Below are 12,244 nucleotides of genomic sequence, written 5' to 3' on the forward strand. Positions count from 1 at the left end.
TTCAGTGGTGTACGGAAGTACGTCGTTTGTACCCTTATTGAAGGGGCGGGAGCAGCAGGACGCTGTAACCGGCCTTGAGCGTGACCTTGACCGAGCGCATCTTCTTGCTCACGTATTGCGACACGCCCTGGATGGCGCTGCGCCCCAGGTCGGAGAGCAGTTGCGAACCGGCATCGTCCGTGATCGTGATACTGCTGCCCATGCCCGCGCCCATATTGGCGGCGATCTCCTTCACGGCATTGAGTTCTTCCGACCCCGGCACGGGAATACCCTCGTTGCCGTTCGTGTCATAGACCGACAGATCGACCGGAACGACCGCCCCGCCGTGCTGGACAGCGCTGACCTTGACCGTCAGCCGTTCGCCGTTGATCCTCGCCGCCCCCGTTACGGGCGTACCCGAGGGGATGAGCAGATCTCCCGCCATCATCGGTTCCAGCAGCCGGAAAGTAACCTCCCCGCCATCGGTGAGCGTCACGGTTTGCTGCACGGCGGCGCGGATACTGTTGCGCTCGGGCTCGCGAAGGTCGCTCCCCACCGTGTTGAAACCCCAGTTCCGGGGCTTGACGAACTCACGGGCGAAGACCGAATCGGGCAGCGGGGCGGCGAGCAGCGACACGATGTTACGGCGCACCTGGCGCACGGGCTGCACGGAAGCCTTGCCGGAAACGGAGGCTTTCTGACGCGGGGCTTCAGGGGCCTGACCGCCATTCATGTAGCGGGCGGCGATCTCGTAGGACTTCTCCAGCAGCGCCACCTGCTCCTCCTGGGCCGTTTTCTGCGCCTGCTGTTCTTCCAGGCGGCGTTCCAGTTCCTCGATGCGGGCCTGCATCTCGCGCTCTTCCCCCGTTTCACCGGCGGTGTCCTCGTAGAAACTGCCTAACTGGCGGTTGATGTCGGCATAGGCGGCACGGGAAGTCCGGAAAGCTCCCGACGAACCGCCGGCAGAGCCGGAAGACTTATCCGGCACGGCAGCGGGCATGACGGGCTCTTCCTCCTCGTCCTCCATCCCGAACGCGAAATCCTGCAAGGAGCGCATCTTTTCCCGCTCCCTGCGCCGCATCTCCTCCTGCACGTAGGCATCACGCTTGTCCGAGAGGATACCCTCCGATTCCGGGGTCGGCAGCTCCGTGTTGAAACCCGCCGAAGGCTCCTCCCGTTCTTTTTCGCCGGGGGAGAAGATCAGCCACATGCACCCGGCAAAGGCCAGGAAAAAGAGCGGGAAGACCACCATCTTCTTCCGCATCTGTATCTGCCGGGGCGTGAGTTCCTTTTTCCCCGCCTCCGGCTGTTTATTCTGTTTTTCGTTCGTCGTCATAATTGAAATCTTTTAGATGTTTTACACTGTCGGCCTCCTGCCGTTGTCTTAATTCCAGTTCCAGCCGCTCGATATGCCGTATCTGCATCCGTTCCCCGGCTCCCTTGCCGAAGCGGTAGATGGAAGACACGGTAAAGTAGAGCGACAAGACGGAAAAGAACAAGAGCAGCGTGAGGATCACGATAATCCGCTTATCGGGCGAGAGTGCCCCGCAAGCGCGGCGCAGGTGGTCTTCGACCCACTCCCCGAAAGCCTTTATTCTCTTCTTTGCCATAGCCTTATCTTTTTAATGTACGTAAATCGCGGTTCTCCAGAATCTCGAATTTCTCCATGATGAAACCCTGCGGGTTATTGTCCGAACGCCCCGAGTTGATCAGCTCGCAGCGCGTGACCAGCGAACGCTCGGTGATGTTGCTCTCGCGGACAATCATTTGCCGGGCATAGGTCATGGCCCGGTAGGGATAGGCGTTGAAGTCGCACACCACGGAGTCCACCTCGATACGCTGGCTGATGTTCCCCGACACCACACGGTTGTAGTAACCTTTCTCCTGCATGTCCTGGTAATAGGCGAAGGCGCTCTTATCGACCAGGAACAGCGCGCGGTTGATGTTGCTCTCGATGGCCGCACGGTCGGGCGAGAGGGTAAAGAACAACTCGTGAAAACGCCGGATATGTTCGCGCGCCTCCACGGGGCGGTTCTGGCTCAAATCCTGCGATAGCGCCAGCATCAGCGACTTGCCCCCGTCCAGGACGTAGATCTTCTCGCGCTGCTTTTCGGCGAAACGGAAGCTCGCGACCACGCTGAACACGGATACCAGCGCGCACAGGCAGAGGAACACGATACCGAAAAGCCGAATCTGCCTGAAACTTGTTTCGATGTTTTTTAATGACTTGAATTCCATTGTCCAAATTGTTATGAATGATTACTGTTACCTTGTGTTGCCAGGTTGCGCCCGTTGGGGGCACTGCCCGAAGCCGGGCCACCGCCGCCGTTACCGGAGGAGGAACCGCCACCGCCGCGACGCCCGAACGTGCGGCCGATCATGTTGCCGGCGATACCGCCCGCGACACCCGTGGCGAATGCCCCGGCCTTGTTGATACCGCCCATAGCCCCGCCGGCTCCGCCCGACTGGATCACCCACTCGGCAACGGTGGGGATCGTGAAATAGCCTATGATACCTATAATCAAAAAGATAATATAGACACCGCTGCCGCTGTCGGGAATGTAGTTGGGGTCTTGCAGGGCCAGGACGTCCGCCTGGAGCATCAACGTCTGGATCTTGGCCAGCACCGCGGAGAACAGGTCGGCGATGGGAAGCCAAAGGTACACGCTGATATAGCGGGAAATCCAACTCGCGAGCGTCGAGTGGAAGCCGTCGTAAATGGAGAGGGCGAACGACAAGGGCCCCAGAATCGACAGCACGACTAAAAAGAATGTCCGCAGCGTGTCGATGGTAAGCCCCGCGGCGTTGAACAACAACTCGAAGAAGTCCCGGACAAGCTGCCGGAAACCGGCCTTGATGTCGTACCACGTGCGTTCGGCCCACATGCTGATAATCTCGCCCAAATCCGTGATACCCATATCCGCAAGCCGTTGTTCATACACCTCGTCGTCCACTAACCAAGCCTTGCCCTCGCGCCTGCGGGCCTCGGCTTCCAAATCGTCCTTCTGTTGCTGGTATGCCTGCAAATCCAATGTCTGCCCCTCCAGTATGGCGTGCGTGCCCTGCACCACGGGCGACATCACAGCGTTGATCGTCCCCAGAACCACGGTGGGAAAGAACATCACGCACAAGCCGATGGCGAAAGGCCGCAGGAGCGGGAACACGTCGATAGGCTCCGCGCTGGCCAGTGCCTTCCATACCCGGTAAGCCACGTAAAAGAGCGCACCCAGGCCGGCGATACCTTTCGCCACCCCGATCATGTCGCCGCATAGCGGCATCATCTCCTGATACAGGTTCCGGAGAACCTGGTGTAAATTGTCGAAATCCATGACTGCCTCCGTTTTCAGGTTACCAATATCTGTCGTTCGGGTTCCCGTAAAGTGCCAGCACCCGGTGCGCGTCGCCCTTTTCGCGGCTGCGGATGAAGGACACGGAGATGGTCTTGCGCGTGTAATAGCGCGTGAGGTTGCGGTACTCCAGCATCTTCGTGTAAACCTGATCCACCACGTCCATCCGCTCCTTGTCCGAGAGCGAGAGGCCGTTGCCGCCGGTTATGACCGTCTTGAGTTCCGCCACCAGCGCACCGCCCTCCTCCAGCAGCCGGGCGTAACCCGCCGAGATCGCCGCCAGCTCGTCCACCGTGAAGTTCGGGTCTGAAACCATACGGTTGAATCCCGAGGTGTAGATTTCCGTGATCTCGCTGACCATTTCGAGCGTCAGCTTCACCTTCCGGGCATCCTTGATGATGTTATGCACCGATTTGAGGGCGTCGTAGTAAGCCTTGCTCTGGTTATAAATCTTGATACTCTCTTGCAGCGACTTGACCATGTTGGTCGCCGTGGTCGAGCTTTGAACCGCGCTCTTGATGTTCTGAACGAGGTTCGACGGGTCGATGACCGTCCACTGCGCTTTTGCCTGGTACGTGAAGCAAAGAAGCCCCACGAACAGCGTTAAAATCAATCGTTTCATCCTTTTCATTATTTAATTCGTGAATACTTGGGCGGTCATTCCGACGCCCGGTAATAATCCCCGTAGGCGGAGAGCTGGAGCACCTCGCGCCCCACATCGTAGGCCAGGGCGACATACCCGTAGAGGTCGAAGTAACGGATACCTCCCCAATACTTCCTCACGGGACGGGAGAAGCGTGTCCCGTCCTTGTAGGACACCTCCACGTAAAAACCGCCGCCCCGGCGTCCCGGGTTGCGGTAGATGCGAACCCGGGGAGAACCCGAGCGGCTTTCCCACTCGCCCGCCACCTCGTACAGCGCGAAGTCCAAACGCGCCGCCGTGGGGTCTGATCCGATACACTTGCGATACATGGCCTGCCCTCCCTTTAACGTTTGCCCTCGGCGAGCTGCCTGATCGCCAGTTCTATATCACCGCCCAGCTCGCCGGCAAGCCGCTGTACCTCCACTTTCTCCGTTTCCTCGGTCGTGTAGGCCAGGTACTCCGGGACGCTGACCTCCGTGGCATAGACCGCCGACTGAACGCCGCCCAGACCGATCCAGACCTCCTTGTATTTACGGGAAGGGTTGTTGGACTGGTTGATCGAGAGAATCTGCGCCTTCTCCTTGTCGGTCAGCCCCAACAAGGACTGAATCGCGTCGAAACGGTTCATGAACTTGCGCTGGTCGAGCAGGATCTTGCAGTCCGAGTTGTTGATGATCGCCTCCTTGACCACCGGGCTGGAAATGATGTCCTCGACCTCCTGCGTCACAACGATGGCCTCACCGTAGTATTTGCGGACGGTTTTATACATATAACGCAGATATTCAGCCATATTGGCCGTAGAGAGCGCCTTCCAGGCCTCCTCGACGATGAGCTGTTTGCGTACCCCCTTGAGCCGTCTCATCTTGTTTATGAAAGCCTCCATGATGATAATGGTGACCACGGGAAAAAGCTCCTTGTTTTCCTTGATGGAATCCACCTCGAAGACCACGAAGCGCTTCGAGAGCAGGTCGATGTTGGCCCGGGAGTTCAAAAGGAAGTCGTAGCGTCCGCCCTTGTAATATTGCCGCAGGGTGATGAGCATGTTGTCGATGTTGAAATCCTCGCGGCTGACCCGGATCTCCCGCTCCTCCAGCTCGCGGCGGTAGTCGTCCCGCAGGTACTCGTAGAAACTGTCAAAACACGGCACGATATTCCGGTCGGCGCGGATACGCTCGATATAGGCGTTCACGGCACTGCCCAGCTCGCCGCTCTCGGTCTTCGTGATCTTGTCGTCCTCGGTTTTCCAGAGTGTCAGCAGCAGCGTCTTGATGCTGTCCTTCTTCTCCACGTCGAAATAGTAGTCGTCGGTGTAGAACGGGTTGAAACTGATGGGATGTTCCTCGGTATAGGTAAAATACACGCCGTCCTCACCTTTGGTCTTACGCCGGATCAGCTCGCAAAGACCCTGGTAGCTGTTACCGGTATCCACCAGCACGACATGCGTGCCCTGCTCCCAGTATTGGCGGACTAAATGATTCATAAAGAACGACTTGCCTGACCCAGAGCCGCCTAACACGAATTTATTCCTATTCGTAATGATCCCTTTTTTCATCGGTTCGTCCGAGATGTCCAGGTGCAGGGGCCTGCCGCTTACGCGGTCGCACAGCTTGATGCCGAAAGGGCTGGACGAGGATTTATAGTTGGTTTCCTCCGTGAAGAAACAGACTGCGGGCTCGATGAACGTGTAGAACGATTCCTCGGCGGGGAAATCCCCCGCGTTGCCCGGCATACCCGCCCAGTAGAGCGTGGCGGCGTCCACGGTGTTGTGGCGCGGGCGGCACTCCATCAGAGCGAGCTGGCTGCCCACATCATTGCGGATATGCCGGAGCTCCTGCACGTCGTCCGACCAGGCCAGCACGTTGAAATGGGCCCGGACGGATTGAAGACCGAACGAGTGCGCCTCGTTGAGATACTGGTCGATCCACTCCTTGTTTATCTGGTTTCCGCGGGAGTAGCGGGAAAGGGACTGCATGTTACGCGCACGTTTCTCGAACATACGCAGGTTTTCGTCGCTGTCTTCCAGGAACACGTACTGGTTGTAAAGGTGGTCGCAGGAAAGCAGAAGCCCCACGGGGGCCGCGAACGACAGCAGGCAGTCCGAACGGTCGGTGGAAAGACGCTCGTAACGGGTATCCGTACCCACGCGCCCCGGCAGGTCTTCCGTGTCCGAGAGCGTGTGCAGGCACACCCGTTTGTTGCCCACGCGCAGAACCTCGGCCCCCAGCTCGATGTCCTGAAGAGAAGTCGTCTCCGAGAGCGAGAGGGAAAAGTACCGTTCCAGCAGGCCCGGACAATCCGCCGTACCCGTGATCTCGTCCCCCGTGAGGCGGACAAAGGTCAGGAAACCCGAATCGTTCAGAATACGCTCGAACTGTTCCGCCGCCTCCAGGAATTTTGTCGCCGATTCCCGGTTTACCTCTTTGGGAATGATGTTGCCCCGGCAGAGGGTCGAGAAGTCTGAACGCATGTGCATACGCTCCCTCGTCGTTTTCGTCAGGTAGAGGAAGCAGGCGTGGGTCAGGAACGGACGCTCGTTGAAATGCCGCTCGTAACTGCGGGAGAGGAAACTCATGTCCCCCTCGCCCGTGGCCGGGCGGTAACGCTCGCGGATGAACCAGTCCTGCTTGTGTACCACGCTGTATTCGGGCAAGACCTTCAGGGCCTTGCACCAGGCGGCGTGGATCGCCTCGTACTCGGCGGACGTGACGGTGAACAGCTCCGGGAGTTCGACCCGATAGGCGACCGTTATGTCCGCGTCCTTGCTGATGATACAACCGCCTTCCACGGCCAGGAGCGGGAACTTGCTTTCCAGCGTGGTGGCTTTCAAGATGTTTCTCATACGCGGCCCCCCTTTCTTTTCAGCAACCGGCGCAGGGACTTGCGGTTGAGCAGGTAGCGGGGATGCCGGCGCGCGGCGAACAGCTTCATCAGCCCGTGTTCCCCGTAACGGGCGTTCAGGCGGAAGGTAAGCCAGACCAGCACCGAAGCCGCCGCAACGCCGAAAGCGATACATACCCACTGATCGACCCCTGCCATGTAGAGGATGACGAACACCACGAAGACGGCCAGCAGGCCGCCCGCGAAGATGAAGAGGTACTGCGCCTTCAGGCCCCGGAACTCCACGCTCTTGCCGATTCCCTTGTTGATTCCATATTCCATAATTATTTGCATGACAGGTTGGACTACAAGAAGAAAGAGCGTAGGATCGTCGCGGCGACAATCAGGAAAATACACGCGCCGAACCAGCTCGCGGCGGTCTTCGACGTGTCGGGGTCGCCGCTCGAAAACTTGTTATAGACCTTGATCCCGCCGATAAGGCCGACCACAGCCCCAATCGCGTAGATGAGCTTCGTTCCGGGATCGAAGTAGCTGGTTACCATGTTGGTAGCCTCCGTAATGCCGGCGATGCCGTTGCCCTGCGCGAAAGCGGAGGAGATGGCGGCAAAGAGAAATGCCGCCGGAAGAAGAATCTTGTTCTTTCTCATAACTCGATAATGTTTGAATTGTGGCGCGGGGATGGATAGGCCCCGCACCGGGTTAAACTTCTTGATTCGGATTTTTTCAGTGGTTCGAGGATAGCCTCACGTGCTACCCGTAGTCTTTTTCTTTCATCGTGATGTCATTATGGGGTTAAACAAACTCACGGACGTCGAAACCCGTGGGAACCGAACCCTGCGGAGATGGGCTTTCCGCAGACCTCTCGGACATACGCCGGTGAAAGGCCGAGAGGTAGGTGTCGATCAGGGATTTTACCCTGTCGTTCCCGTCGGGGCGGCCCGAAACGATGACCTCGAACATGTCGGTCTGTTTCAGGCCCAGGAGGACACGTCCCGTTTCCTCCCTTTGCTCGTCTGTTGAAGGTGGATCATGTACCACGTGGCGGTAGGCTTCGCCCATCTGTTCAAAACTAACCCCCTGGGCAAGCGAGCGGCCCAAAAGGGGCAGCTCTTCGGTGTCGTCTTCATCCTCGTCATAATCCGGCTCCTCCGCGTCCGCATCCGGGAAAGATTCATCGTACAGCGGAAAGTCGATTTCCAGAGGTTCGTTAGGCTCCCCCTCGGGAGCGACACCGAACACTTCATCCAGGTCTTCCGGCGGAATCTGCCGGGGGTGTTCGGGTACATTCGTGGGCACAAATATATCGGCTTTTTCCGTAACTTTTTCAGTTTCAGATTCTACGGCAGCTTGTGGCCGGGAGTGGCGCGGGTCGAGGACAAAGCGGCTCCTGCCGATGATCTCCTGCCGGCAGGGCGTGTCTTCGGCAACGATCCCGTCTGCCGGTTCGTTACGTTCCATCCGCCGCAGGCGGAAAAACGCCCACAAGGCATACCCCACGGCAAAGAGGGGCAGCAGCCACAACGCCCCGTTCATCGCTCCTCCGCTTTGGGTTGCCGGGAGGCCACGGCCTCGCGTTCCTCGAAAAGCCGCTCGATGGTTTCCCGGTTATCGTCCAGGTGCGCCTTGAGAACCTTGTCCACGTAGGCCGTGATCGTCACGTCGCCACGACCGATGACACGGGTGATCTCGCGGATACGCTCGTGATACGACGGACGTATCTTCACGTGCTTGTTACCGGCGAAAGGCAGCCGCAGCAGGCAGATGTAACGGGCCAGGTACTCGGCCTCGGGGGTGGGGACAGTCCCCACGGCGACCTCCCCCGAAGGGCCGTCGGGGACGATAAGGGTTTTCATCCTGCGCCGGTAGCGGCACACGCGGAAGATGAAGGGCACGGCGACGCAAAGGACGGCCGCCAGGATAACAGATAAAATAATTGCTTTGTCTGACATGATGGATTGTTTTTAATAGGTTGTAAATATTGGGTTCATAACTAAAAAATATCGGAGTTCCGTTTCTTGTAGAGTTCCGAAATTTCCTCCTGATAGGTCGCGAAATGCTGCTCCAGCACATTGTCCAGGTAGCTATACAGCGAGAGTTCGTTCTTACCGATAACCTGCACTATCCGGGTTATACGCTCGTGAAACTCCTTGCGGATATACACCGTTTTGCCGCTTCGGGTATTGGAGGGGGCGTTCCGGATAAAAAGACGCTCGTAATCCTGGCCTTTCCCTCTTCGGCGGCGTCCCTCCTCTTTCGTAGCCGGCGAGGCGGCGGCCTCGCCGGACGGTTCCGATAGAGCCGATGCCTCCTCCTCTTTTTCCGGCGTGTAAGGATGTAATGGCCGGTTTCGGCTTTTGGCCTGGCTGATGATGAAGGAAGCGTCCAAACCGTCGTCATGTTCTTTTCCGCTCATAAGATCCTACTTTAACAGTTCGATCAATTCATCCACGAGTTTATCCAGGTTGCTGCCCCGGATCAAAGAACGGTCTGCCGGGAAGAGCGTGGAGCGGAAGACAGAGCGACGGCTGGCGTTCTGCTCACGACGAAAACGCTTGGTGTCAGGCAGGAAGGTCTTCAGAACAGGAAGACCCAGCTCTTTCATTACCGCCTCGTAAACCTGATATAACTCTGTCTTTTCACGTCCGTCCACCATGTTCCATAGCATATACAGCCCTTTCATCCGGGACTTCTCGCGGCCCATGATATGCTCCTTTACCACAACCGCGTAATTCAGGGTGCTTTCCATGACAACCCGGTCGGCACTGATCGGGGCGACGAGATAATCCATTCCGGCCAGGGAATGAATCAGATCCTCGTTATTGATCGTACCGGGAAGGTCGAAGAACACATAATCGAAATCACCTTGCGGCAGGAGGTAGTCGGCATCGGCCAACGCCTCTTTCGTGTTGCTTTCCACGACAGGATAGGCTTTCTTTTGAAGCCGGGTGAATTGTTCGTAAGCTAACCTCTTGTAATGTTCGTCTTCGAGGGCAAGCTTCAGGTCACGTTCCCGCATCTCCACGATGGAGTGTTGGGGATAATCGCAGTCGATGACCGCGACATTGAAACCCTTTACATAGTGCAGGTAAGAGGCTGCCAGCACCGTGAGGGTGGTTTTGCCCGCTCCGCCTTTCTGGGTGGAGAAGGCCACGAATTTCGTTTTCTCTTTCATTGTTCCATGCGTTTTTAGTTATACAATCGGGTAATCGTTCATCTCTTCACGTATCCGGACAAGTGACGGCATGAGATTTTATGCTGGTATGCCGGCACGCATATATGCTGGTGCGCTGGCAGGCTGTTACGCCGGTATGCCGGTGCATGGGCGCGTGTCCGATTTTATACTCATGCGCAACCGCATTTGCTTATCCGGACAAAGACCCGCTTTTTCCTCTGCACACGATGTTTTCTGCATCCGTCCACACGTGTGCGGACAGGGGGATGTGTCATTGCCCGTATCCGTTCTCACGTGCAAAGTAAACCCTTAAAAACACGGGTTGTATGCTCTTTTTCCGCTATGGCCGCGTGTGGCGTCAAAGTGGACGCAAGTGGCGTAATCGCTTATGGCACAAGTGATTGAATAGGTCGGTATCTTTGCCTCGTGAACGATCCCGACGCTAATGAAGCCGTCCTTGCCCCGTTTTACGGCGGCTCTTTCAATGTTCTGTCCGCGAGCGGGCAGAAGGTATTTGCAAAGGGCAAATAGCAAGCTGTGTTTTCTGCTGCACGATTCTCGTTTTGCAGCAGAAAACAGCTTGCCCGCAAGGGGGAGAAAGCACCTCCGGAGTCGGTGCTTTTCAGAAGGGCGGCAGGCCGCGAAGGGATCGGAATTTTCAGGAACCGGTGGGGCTCTGGCCTCTCCTTAAAATTTCGATGCGATGGAAAAGAACAGAAAGCCCCGAGGGGGCAAAGGGGGACGACCCGCGAAAAACGACCCGGCCGTTTACCGCTTTTCGGTAAACTTTTCAGCCGTGGAACATGCCCGTTTCCTCGACCTTTACGAGCAGTCCGGGCTATTGTCCAAAGCCGCTTTTATCAAAGCGAGAGTGTTCAACGAGGCGTTCCGGGTGGTAAAGACCGACCGGGGAACGCTCGAATACGTGGCGAAGCTGACCGCTTTCCACGCCCAATTCCGTGCCGTGGGAACGAATTACAACCAGGTGGTGAAGGAGCTGCACGCGCATTTTTCCGAGAAGAAAACACTCGCGCTGCTCTATAAACTGGAGAGAGCGACACGTGAACTGGCGGCCGTCGGGCAGCAGGTCGTGTCGCTCTCCGAAGAGTTCAAACAGCGATGGTAGCCAATATCACCACCGGAAAAGACGTGTACGGCGCGCTGGCGTACAACCAGGAGAAAGTCGATCGGGGCGACGGGAAAGTACTGCTGACCCACATCGTGAGGGAGCCGGCGGATGGGCGCTTCAACGTGGCCGCGACGGCAGAAGACCTCCTGCGCTGGATGCCCTCGCACTACCGGACGGAAAAACCCGTCGTGCACGTATCGCTCAACCCGGCTCCCGAAGACCGCCTTGACGACGGGCAGCTCGCGGAGATAGCCGGGGCCTACATGGAGCGCATGGGCTGGGGAGGACAACCTTATATCGTATTCAAGCATACCGACATCGGACGGGAGCATATCCATATCGTGTCGGTGCAGGTGGCCCAGGACGGGCGCAAGATAAACGACAGCAGGCGCAACGAACGCAGCGTGGCCGTTACCGAGGAACTGGAACGGGAGTACGGACTGCATCCCGCCAAAGGGAGAAGGCGGGAGAAAGGGCAAGGGATCGTCCCCGCCGATTACACGCGGGGCGACCTGAAACGCCAGGTGGCAGCGGTAATAAAACCGGCCGTGGCGACATACCGCTTCCAGACCCTCGGCGAGTTCCGGGCATTGCTGTCCTTATATAATATAGGTATAGAGGAAGTCCGGGGAGAGCGGAACGGAACCCCCTACCGGGGATTGCTCTACACGCTGCTGGACGAGAACGGGGACAAGGCAGTGGCCGCGCCGCTCAAATCCTCACTGTTCGGTAAAGAGGTCGGGTATGACGGGCTGGAACGGCACATGGAGCGTAGCGCCGAACGGTTCGGGAAGGACGACACGAGGAGGCAAATCCGTGGCCGGGTCGATAAAGCGCTTCGGGGAGAACCCACGGAGGAAGAACTGCGCGAACGCCTGCGGGGAGCCCGGGTGGATCTCTACATACGACGCAACGAAAACGGCCGCATCGTGGGTGTGACGTTCATTGACCACGAAACACGGACGGTCGTGAACGGATCACGGCTGGGAAAGGCATACTCGGCCAACGCCTTCGAGCTGCGCTTCGGCGGAAAACGGAATCCCGGGGAAAACACGAGGGGCTTGTCCCCGAAACAAGCGCCTGCCGGACGGGACGGGCAACGGAAGCGGAATACCTCACGACGGAGGAAAGTATAA

Annotated in this window: 15 protein-coding genes; 2 read left to right on the top strand and 13 right to left on the bottom strand. The window is 57.7% G+C overall.

Annotation, left to right across the window (positions count from 1 at the left end; genetic code table 11):
- Positions 1 to 34: 34 nt before the first annotated feature.
- From traM to D8S85_RS06275, 13 genes are all read right to left on the bottom strand, one after another.
- Positions 35 to 1,315: a conjugative transposon protein TraM gene (gene traM / locus D8S85_RS06215; protein WP_005681343.1), complete on the bottom strand. Its 1,281-nt coding sequence runs from the start codon at positions 1,313 to 1,315 to the stop codon at positions 35 to 37.
- Entirely contained in the window at positions 1,290 to 1,589 is a 300-nt protein-coding gene (locus tag D8S85_RS06220) for a TraL conjugative transposon family protein (protein WP_004295449.1), read from the bottom strand. The genes traM and D8S85_RS06220 overlap by 26 nt, the downstream gene beginning before the upstream one ends.
- 4 nt (positions 1,590 to 1,593) lie before the next feature.
- Positions 1,594 to 2,217: a conjugative transposon protein TraK gene (gene traK / locus D8S85_RS06225; protein WP_004295450.1), complete on the bottom strand. Its 624-nt coding sequence runs from the start codon at positions 2,215 to 2,217 to the stop codon at positions 1,594 to 1,596.
- Between the two features lie 11 nt (positions 2,218 to 2,228).
- The gene (gene traJ / locus D8S85_RS06230; RefSeq protein WP_005681344.1) at positions 2,229 to 3,308 is read right to left on the bottom strand and encodes a conjugative transposon protein TraJ; all 1,080 of its coding nucleotides are present in this window, start codon (positions 3,306 to 3,308) and stop codon (positions 2,229 to 2,231) included.
- Between the two features lie 19 nt (positions 3,309 to 3,327).
- On the bottom strand, positions 3,328 to 3,948 hold the full coding sequence (locus D8S85_RS06235; RefSeq protein WP_004295452.1) for a DUF4141 domain-containing protein: 621 nt from the start codon (positions 3,946 to 3,948) through the stop codon (positions 3,328 to 3,330).
- Positions 3,949 to 3,983: 35 nt separating this feature from the next.
- Positions 3,984 to 4,298, bottom strand: coding sequence for a hypothetical protein (locus tag D8S85_RS06240; protein WP_004295453.1), 315 nt, complete (start codon positions 4,296 to 4,298; stop codon positions 3,984 to 3,986).
- A 14-nt stretch (positions 4,299 to 4,312) separates the two neighbouring features.
- Positions 4,313 to 6,808, bottom strand: coding sequence for a TraG family conjugative transposon ATPase (locus tag D8S85_RS06245; protein ID WP_127074891.1), 2,496 nt, complete (start codon positions 6,806 to 6,808; stop codon positions 4,313 to 4,315).
- A complete protein-coding gene (locus D8S85_RS06250; RefSeq protein WP_029427933.1) occupies positions 6,805 to 7,131 on the bottom strand; it encodes a DUF4133 domain-containing protein in 327 nt (108 codons plus the stop codon). The genes D8S85_RS06245 and D8S85_RS06250 overlap by 4 nt, the downstream gene beginning before the upstream one ends.
- A 20-nt stretch (positions 7,132 to 7,151) precedes the next feature.
- Positions 7,152 to 7,454, bottom strand: a complete 303-nt coding sequence (locus tag D8S85_RS06255; RefSeq protein ID WP_004303800.1) for a DUF4134 domain-containing protein — start codon at positions 7,452 to 7,454, stop codon at positions 7,152 to 7,154.
- Positions 7,455 to 7,599: 145 nt separating this feature from the next.
- Positions 7,600 to 8,340 (bottom strand): hypothetical protein, encoded by a 741-nt coding sequence (locus D8S85_RS06260; RefSeq protein ID WP_004303801.1) that lies wholly within the window; start codon positions 8,338 to 8,340, stop codon positions 7,600 to 7,602.
- Positions 8,337 to 8,756, bottom strand: coding sequence for a DUF3408 domain-containing protein (locus D8S85_RS06265; protein WP_004295458.1), 420 nt, complete (start codon positions 8,754 to 8,756; stop codon positions 8,337 to 8,339). The genes D8S85_RS06260 and D8S85_RS06265 overlap by 4 nt, the downstream gene beginning before the upstream one ends.
- Positions 8,757 to 8,797: 41 nt before the next feature.
- The gene (locus D8S85_RS06270) at positions 8,798 to 9,220 is read right to left on the bottom strand and encodes a DUF3408 domain-containing protein (RefSeq protein WP_004319163.1); all 423 of its coding nucleotides are present in this window, start codon (positions 9,218 to 9,220) and stop codon (positions 8,798 to 8,800) included.
- A 6-nt stretch (positions 9,221 to 9,226) separates the two neighbouring features.
- Positions 9,227 to 9,979 carry a ParA family protein gene (locus D8S85_RS06275; RefSeq protein WP_004295460.1) on the bottom strand — a complete coding sequence of 251 codons (753 nt, stop codon included), beginning with the start codon at positions 9,977 to 9,979 and terminating at the stop codon, positions 9,227 to 9,229.
- A gap of 703 nt (positions 9,980 to 10,682) precedes the next feature.
- Between D8S85_RS06275 and mobA the strand changes: the two genes are divergently transcribed.
- Positions 10,683 to 11,105: a conjugal transfer protein MobA gene (gene mobA, locus D8S85_RS06285; RefSeq protein ID WP_004295462.1), complete on the top strand. Its 423-nt coding sequence runs from the start codon at positions 10,683 to 10,685 to the stop codon at positions 11,103 to 11,105.
- On the top strand, positions 11,099 to 12,244 hold the full coding sequence (gene mobB, locus D8S85_RS06290) for a conjugal transfer protein MobB (protein WP_004295463.1): 1,146 nt from the start codon (positions 11,099 to 11,101) through the stop codon (positions 12,242 to 12,244). Before mobA ends, mobB begins: the two co-directional genes overlap by 7 nt.

This window comes from Butyricimonas faecalis, from assembly GCF_003991565.1.
GTDB lineage: Bacteria > Bacteroidota > Bacteroidia > Bacteroidales > Marinifilaceae > Butyricimonas > Butyricimonas faecalis.

Excerpts from the sequence above, each read along its gene's own strand:
- traM (WP_005681343.1), bottom strand. The coding sequence starts at position 1,315 with ATGACGACGAACGAAAAACAGAATAAACAGCCGGAGGCGGGGAAAAAG.
- D8S85_RS06220 (WP_004295449.1), bottom strand. The coding sequence starts at position 1,589 with ATGGCAAAGAAGAGAATAAAGGCTTTCGGGGAGTGGGTCGAAGACCAC.
- traK (WP_004295450.1), bottom strand. The coding sequence starts at position 2,217 with ATGGAATTCAAGTCATTAAAAAACATCGAAACAAGTTTCAGGCAGATT.
- traJ (WP_005681344.1), bottom strand. The coding sequence starts at position 3,308 with ATGGATTTCGACAATTTACACCAGGTTCTCCGGAACCTGTATCAGGAG.
- D8S85_RS06235 (WP_004295452.1), bottom strand. The coding sequence starts at position 3,948 with ATGAAACGATTGATTTTAACGCTGTTCGTGGGGCTTCTTTGCTTCACG.
- D8S85_RS06240 (WP_004295453.1), bottom strand. The coding sequence starts at position 4,298 with ATGTATCGCAAGTGTATCGGATCAGACCCCACGGCGGCGCGTTTGGAC.
- D8S85_RS06245 (WP_127074891.1), bottom strand. The coding sequence starts at position 6,808 with ATGAGAAACATCTTGAAAGCCACCACGCTGGAAAGCAAGTTCCCGCTC.
- D8S85_RS06255 (WP_004303800.1), bottom strand. The coding sequence starts at position 7,454 with ATGAGAAAGAACAAGATTCTTCTTCCGGCGGCATTTCTCTTTGCCGCC.
- D8S85_RS06260 (WP_004303801.1), bottom strand. The coding sequence starts at position 8,340 with ATGAACGGGGCGTTGTGGCTGCTGCCCCTCTTTGCCGTGGGGTATGCC.
- D8S85_RS06265 (WP_004295458.1), bottom strand. The coding sequence starts at position 8,756 with ATGTCAGACAAAGCAATTATTTTATCTGTTATCCTGGCGGCCGTCCTT.
- D8S85_RS06270 (WP_004319163.1), bottom strand. The coding sequence starts at position 9,220 with ATGAGCGGAAAAGAACATGACGACGGTTTGGACGCTTCCTTCATCATC.
- D8S85_RS06275 (WP_004295460.1), bottom strand. The coding sequence starts at position 9,979 with ATGAAAGAGAAAACGAAATTCGTGGCCTTCTCCACCCAGAAAGGCGGA.
- mobA (WP_004295462.1), top strand. The coding sequence starts at position 10,683 with ATGGAAAAGAACAGAAAGCCCCGAGGGGGCAAAGGGGGACGACCCGCG.
- mobB (WP_004295463.1), top strand. The coding sequence starts at position 11,099 with ATGGTAGCCAATATCACCACCGGAAAAGACGTGTACGGCGCGCTGGCG.